The following is an 18,942-nucleotide window of genomic DNA, read 5'->3' as shown; positions in this document are numbered from 1 at the left end:
CGGTGACGGGCCTGGGTAGCATCCAGCCCCTATGAACCCGTCGCCCGCGCCACCGCCGCCCACACCCCAAGCCGCGGGCGCTTCCACCGGTCTGCTCCCGCTGCTGTTCGTCGCGGTGTGGAGCACCGGTTTCATCGGCGCGAAATTCGGACTGCCCGACGCGGAACCGTTGACCTTCCTGTCCTGGCGCTACGCGGCCGTGCTCGTGCTGATGCTGCCCGTGGTGCTGGTGCTGCGCGCGCCGTGGCCCGGCTCGCTGCGGGCCTGCGGACACATCGCCGTGACCGGACTGCTGGTGCATGGTGTCTACCTGGGCGGCGTGTTCACCGCGATCTCGCACGGCCTGCCCGCCGGGATCACCGCGCTGGTGGTCGGCCTGCAGCCGCTCGTGACCGCGCTGGGCGCGCGCGCCTTCCTCGGCGAGCGCATCGACCGCCTCCAGTGGCTGGGGCTGAGCCTCGGTTTCATCGGCGTCGGACTGGTCGTCGCGCAAAAGATCGCGGCGGTGCCCGGCGGCGCCCTCGTGACGATGCTGCTGCCGGCGATGCTCGCGCTGCTGGGCATCACCGTCGGCACGCTGTACCAGAAGCGCTTCTGCCCGTCCTTTGACCTGCGCACCGGCTCGATCATCCAGTTCGTGCCCAGCCTGATCGTCACCGCCGCGCTGGCCGCGGCCACCGAGACGATGCAGGTGACCTGGTCCGGGCAGTTCGTCTTCGCGCTCGCCTGGCTGGTCCTCGTGTTGTCGCTGGGCGCCGTCAGCCTGCTCAACGTGCTGATCCGTCGCGGCAGCGCGGTCCACGTCGCCAGTCTGTTCTATCTGACGCCACCGGCCACGGCGCTGATCGCCTGGGGCCTGTTCGGGGAGACGCTGTCGGTCCTGGCCATGGCCGGCATGGCCCTGGTCGCCGTCGGCGTCTGGCTCGCGCGACGCCGGGCCTGAGCGCGTCCGCTCAATCGGCCAGCAGGCGCAGCATCAACTCGACGCGCGCGGCCCACGGCGACAACGCGGCGCCCGGCTCGTCGCTCGCGCCAACGATGCGTCCCTGGGCGCAGCGGGTGGTCCGCCACACCGGCACACCGGCTTCCTTCAGCGCGCGCACCGGTGCCTCCAGGGCCTCATGCAGCGTGCCGTTGCCGGTGCAGGCGAGCACCAGTCCCTGCAGGCCCGCCACTCGCCAGGCCTCGATCGCGCGCGCATCAGCGCCCGCGTGACTGCCCAGCACCTCGACCCACGGCCAGGCCTGACCCCCGGCCGGCAAGCGTGCCACACCGAGCGCCTCACCCGCCGGCCAGTCGCGGAAGCGGCGCAACACGCCCTCCTCCACCACCGCCAGCGCGCCGGCGTCGGGGCCCGCCTCGAAGGCATCCAGACGATATGAATGCGTCTTGCGGAGCTCCAGCCCCGACCACACCTGACCTGCCACCACGGCAACGACGCCCGACACGCCCTCGGACTCCGCCACGGCAACCGCGTCGAGCAGGTTCTGCGGTCCGTCGGCCTGGATGGCCGTCGCGGGCCGCATCGCCGCGGTGAGCACCACCGGCTTGCGCGGCGCCAGCACGCGTTGCAGCAGGTAGGCGGTTTCCTCCAGTGTGTCCGTGCCGTGCGTGATCACGACGCCGCGCACCTCAGGCCGCTCGAGGTGCGCCTGCACCCGGCGAGCGAGTCGCGCCCAGGTCGCGTGATCCATGTCCTTGCTGTCGAGCTGCGCGAGCTGCTCGGCCTCCAGGGAGCGACTGGCCAAGGCCGGCACGGCCGCCACCAGCGTGTTCACGGACAGCGAGCCGGCCTTGTAGCCGACGTTGTCCGTCGCACTGCCGGAGGCTCCGGCGATCGTCCCGCCGGTGCCGATGATCACGAGGGTCTGCGCCGCGCTTTGCAATTTATCGTCTCCTGTATAAAAATCCAGATGCTGGATGAATTCTCAGGCACGCATCGAACAGTCATGCACCCCGCTGTGGGGTGAACCGCTTCGACCCGGCTTCGTGGCATTCAGCCTTCCCCACCGAATAAAGGCCTGTGCTCGTGGAAACACCGCCCAAACTGACCGCCCGCCAACAACAGATCTTCGATCTGGTCCGCGACAGCATCGAAAGCACCGGCTCCCCGCCCACGCGCGCGGAGATCGCGCAGCAGCTGGGTTTCAAGTCGGCCAATGCCGCCGAGGAACACCTGCAGGCGCTGGCCCGCAAGGGCGTCATCGAGCTGGTGGGTGGCACCGCCCGCGGCATCCGCCTGCCGTCGACGGCGCTGCGCCAGGTCAACCGGGCCCGGGAGCACAGCCAGTTCGCGTTGCCGCTGGCCAGCCTCGCACAGCTGACGCTGCCGCTGGTGGGCCGGGTGGCCGCCGGCGCGCCGATCCTCGCGGAGGAACATGTCGAGCAGCACTATAGCGTCGACCCTTCGATGTTCTCGAAGGCGCCGGACTTCCTGCTGCGCGTGAAAGGCATGAGCATGAAGGACATCGGCATCATGGACGGCGACCTGCTGGCGGTGAAGAAGGTCAGCGAGGCGCGCAACGGTCAGGTGGTTGTTGCGCGGATCGGCGAGGAGGTGACCGTGAAGCGCCTGGAGCGTCATGCCGACGGCATTCGACTGCTGCCCGAGAATCCGGATTTCCAACCGATCGACGTCACGCCCGATGAACAGTTCGCCATCGAAGGCTTGGCGGTAGGTTTGATCCGTTCCGGCGGCTTCCACTGACCATGACGGCCGCCCGCACCACCGCGCGCAAGTCGCACAGCAAGGCGGCCTCAGCGGAGACCTGCACGCAACTGCGGCAGATTCCCAACATCGGACCGGCGATGGTCCGCGATTTCCAGTTGATGGGCATCCATCAGCCTGCGGATCTCGTCGGTGCCGATGCCTTCGCGCTGTATCAGGGCATCTGCAAACTGACCGGGAAACGCCACGATCCTTGCGTGCTGGATACCTATATGGCCGCTGTTGATTTCATGAATGGCGGCCCACCCAGGGATTGGTGGAGTTACACCGCCCAGCGCAAACGCGAGTATCCGGATCTGTGAAGAAGCCGGATAGATCGCCGCATTCGGGTTCACACTGAAATCCCGGCGAATGATGGCGCCGACAGAATGCGTGTGAAACCAATGCCGGAAAAGAAAAAACCCTGCCGACTTGCATCGACAGGGTTTCAATGTTGGCGGAGTGGACGGGGCTCGAACCCGCGACCCCCGGCGTGACAGGCCGGTATTCTAACCAACTGAACTACCACTCCTAAGACGACGTTGTTAAGCACGTCATTCTTGTTCGCGGACAAGTTGCGCTGCAAATCTCCAGATCCATACAGATCTGCGATGCAGCCAAGCCTTGTCAAACTTGGCGTCCCCTAGGGGATTCGAACCCCTGTAATCACCGTGAAAGGGTGGTGTCCTAGGCCTCTAGACGAAGGGGACTGAACCTTCTCGCATCGACTCAGACCGCGCCCAGACTTCCCGAAGGAATTCTGGTGGAGGTAAGCGGGATCGAACCGCTGACCTCTTGCATGCCATGCAAGCGCTCTCCCAGCTGAGCTATACCCCCGAATGCTTTCGCATCGAATCGGTACGCTGCCCGAGTCTCAAAACGTTGGCGGAGTGGACGGGGCTCGAACCCGCGACCCCCGGCGTGACAGGCCGGTATTCTAACCAACTGAACTACCACTCCAGATACTCAAGATCTTTCGATCCGTCGCATCAAACTCTTTTCTATCTCTTGTCGCATCGATCCGATCAATTGCTTGACCGTATCGCTGCGTCGATATCGTTACTATACCTGATTTTGACAACGATCAAATCGATTTCCGAAGAATTTTTCGATTTTCTCGTTCAATCTCTAAGTCAGTAACCAAGCTCGACAACTTGGCGTCCCCTAGGGGATTCGAACCCCTGTAATCACCGTGAAAGGGTGGTGTCCTAGGCCTCTAGACGAAGGGGACTAAACCTTCATTCCTTGAACCGCGCGCCACACAAACCGAAGTTTGGTGGAGGTAAGCGGGATCGAACCGCTGACCTCTTGCATGCCATGCAAGCGCTCTCCCAGCTGAGCTATACCCCCTTCGGGGATTCGATCCGACTTCTTTTCGGCTTCCTTGAATCTCGTCGGGGAGCTGACGCTCCCCGTTTTGATTCGCTGTCTGCCGCTTCGAAGTTCGTTTCGAACATCGCGCTGTTCAAGCGAGAACAAGAGTATAGACCGAGTTTTAAACGGAACGCAAGCGGTTCAACAAAATTTCTTTGTCGAAGAGTTCCAGCACCGCATCGACCGATGGCGTCTGCGTCCGGCCACACGCCAGCACCCGCACCGGAATCGCCAGCTGCGGCATCTTCAGGCCGTGGGCGGTGATGGTTTCCTTGATCGCGGCATTGATCGCGGCCTTGTCCCACACGGCCAGCGCCTCAAGCTTGTCCGCCAGCGCCAGCACCGCCGGCTTCACGGCGTCGGTCAGGTGCTGGGCGCGATCCGCCTCGCTCGGGGTCACCGGCGACACGTACATCGCCAGCCAGTCCGTCAGCGCCACGGTGGTGCTGCAGCGATCCTTGAACAGCGCGCACAGTGCTTCCAGGCGGGCCGGCGCGGCCAGGCCGCGCTTGGCCATCTGGGCCGTCACCAGTTCGGCCAGGCGGGCGTCGTCGGCCAGCTTGATGTAATGGGCGTTGACCCACTCGAGCTTCGCCGGATCCCACTGGGCCGGGCTCTTGGAAATGTGGCTGCCGTCGAACCACGACACCAGTTGCTCCCGCGAGAACAGCTCATCGTCCCCATGGCTCCAGCCCAGGCGCGACAGGTAGTTCAGCATCGCCTCGGGCAGGTAGCCGTTCTCCTCGTAGGCGGTCACGCTCACCGCGCCGCGGCGCTTGGACAGCTTCAGGCCATCGTCACCCAGGATCACCGGGATATGTCCGAACGCGGGCAGCGGGGCGCCCAGCGCGTTGAACAGGTTGATCTGCCACGGCGTGTTGTTGATGTGCTCGTCGCCGCGGAAGACGTGCGTGATCCGCATGTCCCAGTCGTCGATGACGACGGCGAAGTTGTAGGTCGGCACGCCGTCCGGACGCAGCAGTATCAGGTCGTCGATCTCGCGGTTGTTGATCGTGATCGGGCCCTTGACCACGTCATCCCACGTGACGTCGCCGTCGATCGGATTCTTGAAACGCACCACCGGATCGACGCCCGAGGGAATCGCCGGCAGCGTCTTGCCGGGCTCGGGACGCCAGGTGCCGTCGTAGCGGCGCTTCTCGCCGCGCGCTTCCTGACCGGCCTTCATCGCGGCCAGTTCCTCGGGCGTGCAATAGCAGCGGTAGGCGGTGCCCGCGGCGATCATCTGATCGATCACCGCGTGGTAACGCTCCAGGCGCTGCATCTGGTAGATCGGGCCCTCGTCGTACTCGAGGCCCAGCCACTTCATCGAGGCCAGGATCTGGTCCACCGAGTCCTGCGTCGAGCGCGCGACGTCGGTGTCCTCGATGCGCAGCACGAATTCGCCGCCGAAGTGGCGCGCGTAGGCCCACGAGAACAGCGCCGTGCGGGCGGTGCCCAGGTGCAGGAAGCCCGTCGGGGATGGCGCGATGCGGGTGCGGATCGGAGAGGTCATAGCGAGTTCAAACCACGGGCCAGGTCGGCCTTGATGTCTTCGATGTCTTCGAGGCCGACCGCGACGCGGATCAGCCCCTGCGTGATGCCGGCGGCCTGGCGCTGCGGCTCGGTGAGCCGGCCGTGCGAGGTGCTGGCCGGATGCGTGATGGTGGTCTTGGTGTCGCCCAGGTTGGCGGTGATCGAGCAGATGCGGGTGTGGTCGATCACGTGGAAAGCGGCCGCGCGGCCGCCGTCGGTCGCCGCATTAGCACCACCCTTGACGATGAACGCCACGACCGCCCCGCCCTGCCCGCCTTGCTGGCGCATGGCCAGTTCATGCTGCGGGTGCGACTTCAGCCCCGGGTAGTACACGCGCTCCACGCCCGGATGCGCTTCCAGCCATTCGGCCAGCACCGCGGCGCTGGCGGTCTGCGCCTTCATGCGCACCGACAGCGTCTCCATGCCCTTGAGCACGACCCACGCGTTGAACGGCGACAGCGACATGCCCACGGTGCGCATCACCGGCGTGAACACGTCGTTGACGTACCTGGCCGGTCCGCACAGCGCGCCGGCGATCACCCGGCCCTGACCGTCCAGGTACTTGGTCCCGGAGTGGATGATGAAGTCCGCGCCCATCTTGGCGGGCTGCTGCAGCGCCGGCGAGGCGAAGCAGTTGTCCACGGCCAGCAGCGCGCCATGCGCATGGGCGATGTCGGCCAGCGCCGCGACGTCGCAGACCTCGGTCAGCGGGTTGGTCGGCGTCTCGGCGAACAGCAGCTTCGTGTTGGGCTGCAGCGCGCTCTTCCATTCGGCGAGGTCGGTCTGCGACACGAAGGTCGTCTGGACGCCGAACTTGCCGAACTCCCCCTGCAGCAGCTTGATCGTGGAGCCGAACACCGAGCGCGAGCACACGACGTGGTCGCCCGACTTCAGAAGCCCCATCACCAGCAGCATGATCGCGGACATGCCCGAGGAGGTCGCGATGCAGGCCTCGGTGCCCTCGAGCGCGGCCAGCCGGCGCTCCATCATCATGACCGTCGGATTGGAGAAGCGGCTGTAGACGAAGGCCTCTTCCTCGTTGGCGAAACGGCGCGCGGCGGTGGCCGCGTCCGGATGCACGAAGGAGCTGGTCAGATAGAGCGCCTCGGAGTTCTCTCCCCAGGGCGACGGCGGCAGGCCCTCGCGCACCGCGAGCGTGTCCAGTCGCGCGTCCTCGGGCAGGCCGACGCGAGGAATGCCGCCCGGGATACTGCTGCCCTTCGCGTCGTCCGCCATCACTGGTCCCCTCCGCTCTGCAGCGCCAGACGGCTGCGCGCGGGCAGGTCCTCTTCCTCGGGCTGCGACTTGCGCTGGGCCTGCATCGTGGCGAAGTCCTCGGCGGTCACGTCACCGGTGATGTACTGGCCGTCGAAGCACGACGCCTCAAAACCGTTCAGTCCTTGGCGCAGTTGGCCGACCACGCGCTTCATCGCGTCGACGTCCTGATAGATCAGCGCGTCGGCGCCGATGAACTGGCGGATCTCCTCGATCGAGCGGCCGTGGGCGATCAGCTCCTCCTTGGTCGGCATGTCGATGCCATACACGTTGGGGAAGCGCACCGGCGGCGCGGCGGAGGCCAGGTAGACCTTCTTGGCGCCGGCCTCGCGGGCCATCTGCACGATCTCCTTGGAGGTCGTGCCGCGGACGATGGAGTCGTCCACGAGCAGCACGTTGCGGCCCTTGAACTCGAGACCGATCGCGTTGAGCTTCTGGCGCACCGACTTCTTGCGCGTGGACTGGCCCGGCATGATGAAGGTCCGGCCGACGTAGCGGTTCTTGACGAAGCCTTCGCGATACGGTTTGCCGATGCGGTGCGCGAGCTGCATCGCCGACGGCCGGCTCGATTCGGGGATCGGGATCACGACGTCGATCTCGCTGGGCGGGATGGTCGAGATCAGGCGCTGGGCCAGCGTCTCGCCCATGTTCAGCCGGGCCTGATAGACGGAGATGCCGTCCATCACCGAGTCCGGGCGCGCCAGGTAGACGAACTCGAACATGCAGGGATTGAGCGACGGACTCTCCGCGCACTGCTGCGTGTGGACCGTGCCGTGCGTGTCGATGAAGAGCGCCTCGCCGGGCGCGAGGTCACGCGTCAGCGTGTGGCCGGTGCCCTCGAGCGCGACGCTCTCGCTGGCCACCATCACCTCGCCGTTGGCGGCCTGGCCAAAGCACAGCGGACGGATGCCGTAGGGGTCGCGGAAAGCGAGCAGGCCGTGACCGGCGATCAGCGCGATCACGCCATACGAGCCCTTGATGCGCTTGTGCACCGTGGCCACGGCCTTGAAGATCTGCTCGGGCGTGAGCGGCAGGTCGCGGCCAGCCATCTCCAGCTCGTGCGCGAGCACGTTGATCAGGACCTCGGTGTCGCTCTCGGTGTTGATGTGACGGCGGTCGACCTCGAAGAGCTCGTCCTTGAGCGCATGGGCGTTCGTCAGATTGCCGTTGTGCACGAGCACGATGCCGTAGGGGGCATTGACGTAGAACGGCTGCGCCTCCTCCTCGGAATAGGCATTGCCGGCCGTCGGGTAACGGACCTGGCCGAGACCGACGTTGCCGGGCAGCGCGCGCATGTTGCGGGTGCGGAACACGTCGCGCACCATGCCGCGGGCCTTGTGCATGAAGCACTTGTGGCCCTGCATCGTGACGATGCCGGCCGCGTCCTGCCCGCGATGCTGCAGCAGCAGCAGCGCGTCATAGATCAGCTGGTTGACCGGCGCCTTGGAAATCACACCGACGATGCCGCACATGGGAGGTCCTTCAATGCTCTGGAAACTGGGAGGAAACGGAATTCGGGATCAAGGCCTGATCGTTCGGGATGTTCAGGCCGGAATGTAGTCGTGCAGGGCCGTGGGCAACAGCGGCTTGACCTGCGTCAGGGTCACCTGCAGATACGGCACGATCTGCGACTCGACCCACGGCGCCGAATGCACCGCCGGCGTCATGGCGACGATGACCGTGGTCAGCAGCGCCAGCAGCACCGCGCGCAGCACACCGAAGCCCGCGCCGCACAGTCGATCTATCACGCCGAGCGGCGTGGCATGGATCACTGCCCGGATCAACTTGGCGGCGATGCCCCACACCAGCAGCACCAGCACGAACGCGAGCACCAGGCCCAGTGCATGCAGCATCGTCGGGCCGACCTTGTCGATCGGGATGAAACGCTCGACCAGCGGCGCCACGAACGGGCAGGCCAGGTAGGCCACGATCCAGCCCGCGATCGTCATCAGCTCGAACACCAGGCCGCGCCAGGCGCCAAGCAGCACCGAGATCACGAACAGGCCGATCAGCGCGAGATCGACCCAGTTCATCGCGCGGCTCCGCGAGGGCTGGGGATCGGGCGTGGCGCGAGGCGGTCATGGCCGGGCATCGTTCGTATCTCCGTGCCGGCCCGTCAGAGCGTCAGCACGGCCGAGGACAGGCCACCACCACGGACCTTCGCCGCGACCTTGTCCGCCTCGTCCCGCGAGTTGAAAGGCCCCACCCGCACGCGGATGCGTCTGCCGTCGGCGGTCTCCACCGCCTGGGTGTAGGTCTTCAGGCCCAGGCGCTCGACCTTGGCGCGCACGTCCTGCGCGGCCTTGCCGTCGGCGTACGCCCCGACCTGCACGATGAATCGGGCGCTGCCCGCGGCCGCGTCGACCTTGCGTTCGGGCGAGGACCGGCCCTCGAGCAGCGCCTGCGCGCGAGCGGCATCGGCCGCGCGCGTGTCGGGCTTGGCTTCAGGTTTGCGCTCCGGCTTGACCTCCGGCTTCAGGTCGGGCTTGCGCTCCGGCTTGAGCTCGGCGCGCGTCTCCGGTCTGGTCTCGGGCTTGCGCTCGGGTTTGGGCTCGACGATCGCCGGACGGGCGGGCTCGGCCATCGTCGCGCGCTCATCGGGCTGCGTGGTCATGCGCGTGGGCGGCATCGCCTGCGCGACCTGCTGTTCGGGCGTCACGCCGGGACGCGATCCCGGCGGGGGCACCGCGCGGTCGGCGTCAGCCTGCTCGGCGGACTCGGTGATGATGCCGCGGCCGGCGTCGGCCTCGGTCGTGCCGCGAGCGCTCTGCCCCGTCGGCGCCGGAATGCTCAACGGCGGCGTGCCGTCCTTGCGCGGGATGTCGATGGGCAGGTCCACCGGGATGGAGCGGGGCTGGGTCTCGAAGGCCAGCGGGAACACGATCACCGCCACACCCACCAGCACCGCCGCTCCGATCAGGCGGCGCCGCGCGCGCAGGCGCAGTTGCTGGACGTCGTCGACCGCCTCGGCGCCGCCGCGCGAGCGGCCTCGGCCGCTGTCGGCGCGCGCCCGGTCGCCACGCTCACCGCCCCGGTCGCCGGAATCGTTCGCTTCGCCGCGCTTCAGGAAGGACAGAAAACCCATGTACTCGGATGACCTGGTTGATGCCGCGCCGTCGCCGCCCCGAAAGCGGGAAGCGGCCCCTCCGCATTTACGGACGGGGCCGCCGACTTCAATCGCGACAGATTCGAATGCAGCGTTGCGATGCGTTCAACGCGGGCGTGTCAGGACTCGGATTCCGGCTGGACGCCGCCGCCCAGCCTCGGGATGCCGTTCTTGAGGATGCCGCCCACGGTGAAGAACGAACCGAAGACCAAAATTCTATCAGCGGGGTCCGCCTCGGCGGCCGCGGCGGCCAAGGCGGACGCCGGATCCGCGTGCAGCGTGAACGCCACGTCCTTGGGCGTCTGCAGCGCGCCCGCGGCACGCGCCTCCTCGAAGCGCTGCGACAGCGCCTGGGCGCTCGCCGCACGGGCGATCGGCAGGTCGCAGAAGTGCCAGTGGTCGATCAGCGGCGAGATGCGCGCCAGGATGTTGGCCAGGTCCTTGTCGGCCATCGCGCCGAACACCGCGCGGGTGCGCGGGAAGAAGCCCATCTGGTCCAGGTTCTGCGCCAGCGCCGCCACGGCGTGCGGGTTGTGCGCCACGTCCAGCACCAGCATCGGCGAGCCCGGCACCACCTGGAAGCGCCCCGGCAGCTCCACCAGCGCCAGCCCGGCGCGCACCGCCTGTGCGGAGATCGGCAGCCGCTCGTAGAGCGCCTCGAACACCGCCAGCACGCCCGAGGCATTGAGCAACTGGTTCACACCGCGCAGTGCCGGGTAGGACATGCCGCTGTAGCGACGCGCCCTGCCCGCCCACTGCCATTGCTGGCGGTCGCCGGAATAGGTGAAGTCGCGGCCCAATTGACGCAGATCGGCGCCGATCGATTCAGCATGGGCCGCGATCGATGCCGGCGGCATGGGGTCGGAGACGATCGCCGGCCGGCCCGGCCGCATGATGTGCGCCTTCTCGCGACCGACCGACTCGCGATCCGGGCCGAGGTACTCGGTGTGGTCCAGGTCGATGCTGGTGATGACGCTGCAGTCGGCGTCGATCACGTTGACCGCGTCCAGCCGGCCACCCAGGCCGACTTCCAGGATCACCAGGTCCAGCGGCTCGGCGGCCAGGCAGTGCAGGATCGCGAGCGTCGTGAACTCGAAGTAGGTCAGCGTCAGATCGCCCCGGGCGCGCTCGACGGCCTCGAAATGCGGCAGCAGCGCCGCGGCGTCCACCGGGCGGCCGCCCACCCGGCAGCGCTCCTGGAAGTGCACCAGGTGCGGCTTGATGTAGAGCCCCACGCGGTAACCGGCCTGCAGCGCGACGCTCTCGAGCATCGCGCAGGTCGAACCCTTGCCGTTGGTGCCGGCGACCATCACCACCGGCGTGTCCGGGCCGAACTTCAGGCCCAGCCGATCGCGGACCTCGGCCACGCGGGCCAGGGTCATGTCGATTTCCTTGGGGTGGAGGCGCTCGCAGCGGGCCAGCCAGGCGTCGAGCACCGCTTGCGCGTCACCGCCGGGCGCCAGCACGGGGAGGGAAAGTTCGTGAGGGATCGGAGAGGACATCGGGACTTCCAAGGCTCAAATGAAGACGGCCAGACCGGGTCGGGTCTGGCCGTGCTGAGGACCGGAACCGCGCCGGGCGGTTCGGCGGCGCGCCGTCAGGCGACCGCGTCGGAGCTCTGGCGCTGCAGGATGGCCAGGTTGCGGGCGATGATCTCGCGCAGCTTGCGACGGTCCGCGATCATGTCGATCGCGCCCTTCTCCATCAGGAACTCGGCGCGCTGGAAGCCCGGGGGGAGCTTCTCGCGCACGGTGTTCTCGATCACGCGAGGACCGGCGAAGCCGATCAGCGCCTTGGGCTCGGCGATGACGATGTCGCCGACGAACGCGAAGCTCGCCGACACGCCGCCCATCGTCGGATCGGTCAGCACGCTGATGTAGGGCAGCTTCGCCTTGGCCAGTCGCGTGAGCGCGGCGTTGGACTTGGCCATCTGCATCAGCGAGAGCAGGCCTTCCTGCATCCGCGCGCCGCCGGTGGCGGTGAAGCAGATGAACGGGGTCTTCTGCTCCAGCGCGGTCTCGACGCCGCGCGCGAAGCGCTCGCCGACCACGGAGCCCATCGAACCGCCCATGAAGTCGAACTCGAAGCAGGCCGCGACCACCGGGATGCTCATCACCGCGCCGCCCATCACGACCAGCGCGTCGGTCTCGCCGGTCGATTCCAGCGCTTCCTTGAGCCGGTCGGGGTACTTCTTGCTGTCCTTGAACTTCAGCGCGTCGACCGGCAGCACCTCCTGGCCGACCTCGTAACGGCCCTCGCCGTCGAGGAACGCGTCCAGACGGGCGCGGGCGCCGATACGGTGGTGGTGGCCGCACTTCGGGCAGACGTTGACGTTCTGCTCGAGGTCGGTCTTGTAGAGCACGGTCTCGCAGGACGGGCACTTGATCCACAGGCCCTCCGGCACCGTGCGGCGCTGGTCGGGATCGGTCTGCTGGATCTTCGGGGGAAGCAGTTTCTCAAGCCAACTCATGGCGGGCTCCTATGTCTAAGCGGAACGCGAAACCGGGGGCGATCGGGTGGATCGGCGCCCCGGTCAGGCGTCCAGCGCGGCGCGGATGTCTCGGATGAAGGCCGCTGCCTGGATCGCGACATTATCCCTTGTCTGGGACTCGATCAGCTGAACCAGGGCCGAACCGATGACCACCGCGTCCGAATGGCGCGCCACGGCCGCCGCCGTCGCCCCGTCGCGGATGCCGAAACCCACGCCCAGCGGGATCGGCACGTGACGGCGCAAGCGGGGCATCGCGTCGGCGACGGCGCCGGTGTCCAGGTGGCCGGCGCCGGTCACGCCCTTCAGCGAGACGTAATAGACGTAGCCGCTGGCCAGCTGGCCGATGCGGGCGACCCGCTCATCGGTGGAGGTCGGCGCCAGCAGGAAGATCGGATCCAGCCCATGGCCCTTGAGAGTGGCGGCGAAGGCCTCGCACTCCTCGGGCGGGTAGTCGACGATCAGCACGCCGTCGACGCCCGCGGCCTGGGCCGCGGCGCCGAAGGCTTCCCAACCGAAGCGCTCCACCGGATTGGCGTAGCCCATCAGCACGACCGGTGTGTCGCCGTCCTGCTGGCGGAACTCGCGCACCATGTCCAGCACGCGGGTCAGCGTGATGCCCTTGGCCAGCGCGCGTTCGCTGGCCTTCTGGATCACGGGGCCGTCGGCCATCGGGTCGGAGAACGGCACGCCGAGCTCGATCACGTCCGCGCCAGCACGGGCCATCGCGAGCATCAGCTCGACGGTCACATCGGCGTACGGATCGCCGGCGGTCACGTACGGAATCAGCGCCTTGCGGCCCTGCGCGCCCAGCCGGGCGAAGGCGGCTTCGATGCGGCTCATCGCGCACCTCCCTTGACGGCGTGACCAGCCATCGACGGGCGGTCGAAATACTCGGCGCCCGACAGGTCGGCGACGGTGCCGATGTCCTTGTCGCCACGACCGGACAGGTTCACCAGCAGGTGCTGGTCCGGGCGCATCGTCGGCGCCAGCTTGATCGCATGCGCCAGCGCATGGCTGGACTCGAGCGCCGGGATGATGCCCTCGGTGCGGCACAACCGGTGGAAGGCCGCCAGCGCCTCGGCGTCGGTGGCGCCCACGTACTCGGCGCGGCCGATGTCCTTCAGATAGGCGTGCTCGGGACCGACGCCCGGATAGTCCAGGCCGGCGGAGATCGAATGGGTCTCGATGATCTGGCCGGCGTCGTCCTGCAGCAGGTAGGTGCGATTGCCGTGCAGCACGCCAGGCGCGCCGGCGCTGAGCGTGGCGGCGTGCCGGGGCGTGCCGACGCCCTCGCCCGCGGCCTCGACCCCGATCAGGCGCACGTCGGCGTGCGGGATGTAGGGATAGAAGATGCCGATGGCGTTGCTGCCGCCGCCCACGCAGGCGATGACGGCGTCGGGCTGCCGCCCGATCATCTCGGGCATCTGCACCAGGCACTCGTCGCCGATGATGCGCTGGAAGTCGCGGACCATCATCGGATACGGGTGCGGGCCAGCCACGGTGCCGATGATGTAGAAGGTCGACTCGATGTTGGTGACCCAGTCGCGCATCGCCTCGTTCAACGCGTCCTTGAGCGTGCGCGAGCCCGACTCCACCGGCACGACCTTGGCGCCGAGCAGGTTCATCCGGTAGACGTTCGGGGACTGGCGCTTGACGTCCTCCGAGCCCATGTACACGACGCATTCCATGCCGTAACGGGCGCAGATCGTCGCGGTGGCCACGCCGTGCTGGCCGGCGCCGGTCTCGGCGATCACGCGCTTCTTGCCCATGCGGCGCGCGAGCAGCGCCTGCCCGATCGTGTTGTTGACCTTGTGCGCGCCGGTGTGGTTCAGGTCCTCGCGCTTGAGGAGGATCTGCGCGCCGCCCAGCTCTTCGCTGAGCCGCTTGGCGTGATAGATCGGGCTGGGGCGGCCGACGAAGTGGGCCAGCTCGTACTGGAACTCGCGGATGAACTCCGGGTCCTGGCTGTAGCGGGCGTAGGCCTCGTTGAGCTCATCCAGCGCGTGGATCAGCGTCTCGGCGACGAAGCGGCCGCCGTAGTAACCGTGCGAGGCGGGCGTGGACACGGGGCCGAAGCGGCCGAGCGCGTCCGGTTGCGCGTAACCCGGCAGCGGGCCGGTCGCGAAGGGAATCGAGGTCTTGGACATGAGGGGTCCTCATTGGAGGATGCCCGCGCGCGGATCGGGAGAGTGATCAGGCGATCAGACCGACATCAGGCGGTCAGCCTCGCGCACGGCATCGCAGAACTGGCGGATCTTCACGGCGTCCTTGAGGCCCTTGCTGGCCTCCACGCCGGAGCTGACGTCAACGGCCCAGGGCCGGACCTGCTGCACGCCATCGATCACGTTGGCTGCACTCAACCCACCAGACAAAACGACCGGAGAGGGAACGCTTGGAGGCAGCAGTGACCAATCGAAGACCTTTCCGCCTCCACCGTATCCGTCGACGAAGGCATCGAGCAGCACGGCCTGGGCGCGGGAGAAACGAGATGCGAAGTCTAGCAAATCGAAACCCGGTGCCATCCGTGCCGCCCGCAGATAGGGCCGCGCCCAGCGGTCGCAGTCCTCGGGCGACTCGTCGCCGTGGAACTGCAGCGTCAGCGTCGGGATCGCGGCCAGCGCGGCCTCGATCGCGGCCGGCGCCGCGTTGACGAACAGCCCCACCGGCGTCACGAACGGCGGCAGGCGCCGGGCGAGCTCGGCGGCGCGCGCGACGCTGACCGCGCGCGGGCTCTTCTCGTAGAACACCAGGCCGATCGCGTCGGCACCGGCGGCGACGGCCGTGTCCACGTCGTCCTCGCGGGTCAGGCCACAGATCTTGATGCGGGTACGGGTCATGGTCGTCAAGCTCAGAGATTGGGCAGCGGCGCGGAGTAGCCGCCCGGCAGCCAGTCCATCGCCGCGGTGTGCCGTGGCAGGTTCAGGTGATCGTCGTAGCTCGGCCCGACGAAGTACAGCCCGTCCGGCGCGAAGGTCGGTGCCGCCGCGTCGCGCGAACGCGCCGCCAGGACCTCGTCCATCCACGACGGCGGCTTCTGCCCTGCTCCCACCGCGATCAGGCAACCCATGAGGTTGCGGATCATGTGATGCAGGAACGCGATGCCGTCGAACTCGAAGCGCCAGTACGGGCCATGCCGCTGGATCTCGATGCGGCGCAGCAGCTTCACCGGGGACGCCGCCTGGCACTCCGCCGAGCGGAAGGAACTGAAGTCGTGCTCGCCGATCAGGCGCGCCGCGGCGTCACGCATCGCGTCGCCGTCCAGCGGCCGGAAGGTCCAGCCCACGCCGCCTTGCTGGATGGACGGACGCACGTTGGACTCGAGCAGCAGGTACCAGTAGCGCCGGCCGCGCGCGAGGTTGCGCGCATGGAAGTCGTCGCCGGGAAAGGCGCTCCATTGCACGGCGATGTCCGGAGGGAGGTAACGGTTGGTGCCACGGACCCACGAGAAGGGCTCGCGATCGACCGGTGAATCGAAGTGGACGACCTGGTTGAGCCCATGCACGCCGGTGTCGGTGCGGCCGGCGCAGATGGTGCGGATCGGCTGCGCGGCGAACTGGCCGAGCGCCGCTTCCAGCGCATCCTGCACGGTGCCGCCGCCGGGCTGGCTCTGCCACCCCTTGTAGGCATCGCCGCGATAACTCACACCCAGCGCCACGCGCATGCGGATCTCCGAACCAGAAAAAAGAAAAGGCGCCCGGCCAGGCCGAGCGCCTTGTCGCGTAGAACGCGCAGTTTAGCGAAGCGGATCAGCGCATCGAATCAAGCATCAGCTGCGCGCGATCCTTCAGCGGACCGCTGGCCTTGCCGACCAGCTCCTGCAGCACGTCGCGAGCGCCTTCGGTGTCGCCGATCTGGCGGAATTCCTCGGCCAGTTCCAGCTGACGCTGCAGCGCCTCGTCGTCGTTCGGATCGATGCTGTCCAGGTCGACGCCGAGGTCGTCCAGGCTCATCGTGTCCTGCGTCGTGGGCTTGGCGTCGGACGGCACGTCCAGGTCGGGCAGCTCGATCGACCCCTCGTCGGCGCGGGCCGCGGGGGCGTCCGCCGGCAGGTCCAGGTCGATGCTCGACAGGTCGAAGTCCAGCGACTCCGGCGCGGCGGCCGGGGCCGACGCGGGCGTCGTGCCGCCGAGGTCATCCAGATCGCCAAGGTCGAACTCCAGCTCATGGGCGGAGGCCGTCGTCGGCGCGGACTGCGGCGTGCTCAGGTCCAGGTCCATGTTCATCGGCGCCTGGCTGCCCGAGCTGGGCAGCGCCTGCGTCGCGGCCATCGCGGGGGCCGGGGCCGGGGGCGAACCCAGGTCCAGGTCGAGGTCCAAGTCCATCAGGCTGGACGGGCCGCTGTCGCGCGGGGCGGCAGCCGCGGCCACGGAAGCACCGGCGGCGGCCGTCGCGGCGGCACGGGCCAGCGCGCCGGAACCCGGATGGGCCAGACCGGCCGCGGGCAGCGTGCTCGCGTTCATCGGCTCGGGACGCTCGTCATCGTTCTCGAACATGACGGGCGCGCCGCCCGGCTGATACAGCGGATTCTCGGGATCGACCTGACGACCCAGCTCCTGGACCTTCAGCCAGTCCTCGCCCTGACCCTTGGTCTCGGCGTACAGCTGCACGGCCAGTTGCTCGAAGCCCTTGATGTCGCGACGCTTGCCGTAGACCTCGAGCAGCTTCAGGCGGATGGCCAGGCGCTCCGGATTGGCGCGCAGCGCTTCCTTGAGGATTTCCTCGGCCTGCAGGTCGCGGCCGTAGGCCAGGTAGACGTCGGCCTCGGCGACCGGATCGACGTCGCCGATCGCGTCGAGCTGGCTCAGCGAGTAGCTCATCGACGACTGGCCGGTCGTGGACGCGTCACGCGTGTCCACGCGCTGGCCGCCGCTGTGACCGAAGAACGAGTCCGGCGCCAGGCGGCTCTCCGCGAAGGCGGTCTCGGAGCGCGAGGCCGCGTCGCGGCGCGCGCGCCAGCGGTTGTAGAACACACCGCCGCCGATCACGGCCAGCGCGGCGAGCAGCGCGGGCAGGTAGTCGGACAACGAATCCAGGAAACCGGGTTCCTCGGCCTGCGGCTGAGGAGCCGGCGCCTTGCGCGGAGCCGACGCGGCCACCGGGACCGAGGCCGGCGTCGCGGCTTCGGCGGCCGAAGCAGCAGCAGAGGCCACCGGCGCCGGCGCGGACGCCGGCACGTTGGCCGCGACGCTCACGGGCGGGGTCACCACGGGGGCGGGAGCCGGTGCGGGCGCCGGAGCCGGTGCCGGGGCAGGCGCCGGAGCGGCGGCCGTCGTCGTCGGCGCGGACGGCTTGGCGGCGGCGGAGAGCTTCTTGAGCTCCTCGACGTTGCGCGTCAGCTCGGCCACGCGCGCGGCGGAGTCCTTCTTCTCGGTGTCCTTGGAGACCTTGGCCTCGCCGCCGGCGACGCTGGGCTTGCTCAGCGTCAGCTTGTCCGGAGTGGCGGAGGTGGCCGGCTTGCGGTCCTCCACGGCGGCCTGGACGGAGCCCTTGGCCTGACGCGCGTTCTCGTCGGGCTTGAGCGTCGGCGCGGCCTCGGCCAGGCGCTGGCGATAGCCGCCGAAGTCGCTGCTCTGCGCCTGGATGACCTTGCGGGCTTCCTGAGGCGTGATCGACTGGACCGACTCGCTGCCCGGCACCGACAAGGTGGCGCCCGACTTCAGCCGGTTCATGTTCTGGTTGATGAACGCGTCCGGATTGCTGCGGTACAGGCCCACCAGCATCTGGTCCAGCGAGACGCCGGCCGGTTGCGTGCGCGAGGCGATGCGCGACAGCGTGTCACCCGGCTTGACGGTGTACTCCGAGGCGCCCGTGGCGGGAGCCGGCGCGGCGGCCGTCGGCGCGGGGGCCGGGGCGGGACGCGAGGGCCTGGCGCTCACGGCCGGCGCGGGCGGCTGGCTCACCGGCGCGGCCGGGGCGGACGCCACCGGCGGCTGGGTGCGCGCGACCGGCGCCGTGGACGGCGCGGGGGCGGAGATCACCGGGGACGTGGTGGGCTCGGCGCTGCGGGCGACGTTGTTGTTCGGCGGATCGAACAGCAGCGTGAATTCGCGGGTCAACCGGCCGCTGGACCAGTTCACCTCGAGGATCACGTCGACGAACGGTTCCTGGACCGCGCGATCGCTGGTCAGGCGCAGGTACGGGCGGCCGTCGGGACGGCGGGCCAGTTGCACCTGCGTGCTGGACAGCACCGCGTTGTAGTCCAGACCCGACGACCGATAGGCGTCGGGCGAGGCCACGCGCAGCTTGAGGGAGCTGGCTTCCTCCGGGCTGAGGCTGCTGACGTCGATCTCGGCGCGCAGCGTCTCGCCGAGCGCCGACTGCACCGTCAGTTTCCCCAGTCCCAGACCCCAGGCCGAGCCCGCCGCCAGTCCCAACACGGTGACCGCGGCCACCTGGCTCAGCGCAAATCGCGCATATGCGCTCGCATGTTTTTTCAAGGCGTCCCCCAAAGCAACA

The 18,942-nt window shown here is 68.3% G+C and carries 16 protein-coding genes and 6 tRNA genes; 3 read left to right on the top strand and 19 right to left on the bottom strand.

Annotated elements, in window-relative coordinates; genetic code table 11:
- The first annotated feature begins 31 nt into the window (after positions 1-31).
- Complete coding sequence (locus tag ACNI65_RS09175; RefSeq protein ID WP_416762530.1) at positions 32-943, top strand: DMT family transporter; 912 nt, start codon at positions 32-34, stop codon at positions 941-943.
- A 10-nt stretch (positions 944-953) separates the two neighbouring features.
- On the opposite strand, the gene ACNI65_RS09170 is transcribed toward ACNI65_RS09175, so the two are convergent.
- A complete protein-coding gene (locus ACNI65_RS09170; RefSeq protein ID WP_416762529.1) occupies positions 954-1,886 on the bottom strand; it encodes an asparaginase in 933 nt (310 codons plus the stop codon).
- Positions 1,887-2,029: 143 nt separating this feature from the next.
- Between ACNI65_RS09170 and lexA the strand changes: the two genes are divergently transcribed.
- Positions 2,030-2,707, top strand: coding sequence for a transcriptional repressor LexA (gene lexA / locus ACNI65_RS09165; protein WP_416762528.1), 678 nt, complete (start codon positions 2,030-2,032; stop codon positions 2,705-2,707).
- Between the two features lie 2 nt (positions 2,708-2,709).
- Positions 2,710-3,030: a helix-hairpin-helix domain-containing protein gene (locus ACNI65_RS09160; RefSeq protein ID WP_416762527.1), complete on the top strand. Its 321-nt coding sequence runs from the start codon at positions 2,710-2,712 to the stop codon at positions 3,028-3,030.
- A 132-nt stretch (positions 3,031-3,162) separates the two neighbouring features.
- Here ACNI65_RS09160 and ACNI65_RS09155 read toward each other — a convergent pair.
- The 18 genes from ACNI65_RS09155 to ACNI65_RS09070 all read right to left on the bottom strand — a co-directional run bounded on the left by ACNI65_RS09155 (position 3,163) and on the right by ACNI65_RS09070 (position 18,878).
- Positions 3,163-3,239: transfer RNA gene (locus tag ACNI65_RS09155), tRNA-Asp, on the bottom strand.
- Between the two features lie 102 nt (positions 3,240-3,341).
- Positions 3,342-3,417 (bottom strand) — tRNA-Glu (locus ACNI65_RS09150).
- Between the two features lie 51 nt (positions 3,418-3,468).
- A tRNA-Ala gene (locus ACNI65_RS09145) sits at positions 3,469-3,544 on the bottom strand.
- Between the two features lie 46 nt (positions 3,545-3,590).
- Positions 3,591-3,667 (bottom strand) — tRNA-Asp (locus ACNI65_RS09140).
- A 195-nt stretch (positions 3,668-3,862) separates the two neighbouring features.
- A tRNA-Glu gene (locus tag ACNI65_RS09135) sits at positions 3,863-3,938 on the bottom strand.
- Positions 3,939-3,981: 43 nt separating this feature from the next.
- Positions 3,982-4,057, bottom strand: a tRNA-Ala gene (locus tag ACNI65_RS09130).
- Positions 4,058-4,202: 145 nt separating this feature from the next.
- Positions 4,203-5,594, bottom strand: coding sequence for a glutamate--tRNA ligase (gene gltX, locus ACNI65_RS09125; RefSeq protein WP_416762526.1), 1,392 nt, complete (start codon positions 5,592-5,594; stop codon positions 4,203-4,205).
- Positions 5,591-6,850, bottom strand: coding sequence for an O-succinylhomoserine sulfhydrylase (locus tag ACNI65_RS09120; RefSeq protein ID WP_416762524.1), 1,260 nt, complete (start codon positions 6,848-6,850; stop codon positions 5,591-5,593). The genes gltX and ACNI65_RS09120 overlap by 4 nt, the downstream gene beginning before the upstream one ends.
- Positions 6,850-8,361: an amidophosphoribosyltransferase gene (gene purF / locus ACNI65_RS09115; RefSeq protein ID WP_416762523.1), complete on the bottom strand. Its 1,512-nt coding sequence runs from the start codon at positions 8,359-8,361 to the stop codon at positions 6,850-6,852. The genes ACNI65_RS09120 and purF overlap by 1 nt, the downstream gene beginning before the upstream one ends.
- 72 nt (positions 8,362-8,433) lie before the next feature.
- Positions 8,434-8,922, bottom strand: a complete 489-nt coding sequence (locus ACNI65_RS09110) for a CvpA family protein (RefSeq protein ID WP_416762522.1) — start codon at positions 8,920-8,922, stop codon at positions 8,434-8,436.
- A gap of 83 nt (positions 8,923-9,005) precedes the next feature.
- Complete coding sequence (locus ACNI65_RS09105; RefSeq protein ID WP_416762521.1) at positions 9,006-9,974, bottom strand: SPOR domain-containing protein; 969 nt, start codon at positions 9,972-9,974, stop codon at positions 9,006-9,008.
- A 140-nt stretch (positions 9,975-10,114) separates the two neighbouring features.
- On the bottom strand, positions 10,115-11,497 hold the full coding sequence (gene folC, locus ACNI65_RS09100) for a bifunctional tetrahydrofolate synthase/dihydrofolate synthase (RefSeq protein WP_416762520.1): 1,383 nt from the start codon (positions 11,495-11,497) through the stop codon (positions 10,115-10,117).
- Positions 11,498-11,592: 95 nt separating this feature from the next.
- The gene (gene accD / locus ACNI65_RS09095) at positions 11,593-12,465 is read right to left on the bottom strand and encodes an acetyl-CoA carboxylase, carboxyltransferase subunit beta (RefSeq protein ID WP_416762518.1); all 873 of its coding nucleotides are present in this window, start codon (positions 12,463-12,465) and stop codon (positions 11,593-11,595) included.
- A 63-nt stretch (positions 12,466-12,528) separates the two neighbouring features.
- A complete protein-coding gene (trpA, locus tag ACNI65_RS09090) occupies positions 12,529-13,326 on the bottom strand; it encodes a tryptophan synthase subunit alpha (RefSeq protein ID WP_416762517.1) in 798 nt (265 codons plus the stop codon).
- Positions 13,323-14,633 (bottom strand): tryptophan synthase subunit beta, encoded by a 1,311-nt coding sequence (gene trpB / locus ACNI65_RS09085; RefSeq protein ID WP_416762516.1) that lies wholly within the window; start codon positions 14,631-14,633, stop codon positions 13,323-13,325. Before trpB ends, trpA begins: the two co-directional genes overlap by 4 nt.
- A gap of 54 nt (positions 14,634-14,687) precedes the next feature.
- The gene (locus tag ACNI65_RS09080) at positions 14,688-15,323 is read right to left on the bottom strand and encodes a phosphoribosylanthranilate isomerase (RefSeq protein ID WP_416762515.1); all 636 of its coding nucleotides are present in this window, start codon (positions 15,321-15,323) and stop codon (positions 14,688-14,690) included.
- Between the two features lie 11 nt (positions 15,324-15,334).
- A complete protein-coding gene (gene truA, locus ACNI65_RS09075; protein WP_416762514.1) occupies positions 15,335-16,147 on the bottom strand; it encodes a tRNA pseudouridine(38-40) synthase TruA in 813 nt (270 codons plus the stop codon).
- A gap of 85 nt (positions 16,148-16,232) precedes the next feature.
- Positions 16,233-18,878, bottom strand: a complete 2,646-nt coding sequence (locus ACNI65_RS09070) for a FimV/HubP family polar landmark protein (protein WP_416762513.1) — start codon at positions 18,876-18,878, stop codon at positions 16,233-16,235.
- Positions 18,879-18,942: the final 64 nt, after the last annotated feature.

The sequence above is a fragment of the Roseateles sp. So40a genome (assembly GCF_048081605.1).
Taxonomy (GTDB): Bacteria; Pseudomonadota; Gammaproteobacteria; order Burkholderiales; family Burkholderiaceae_C; genus Roseateles.
Note: the sequence above shows the minus strand (reverse complement) of the source record. Positions and strands in the feature narration are given on the sequence as shown.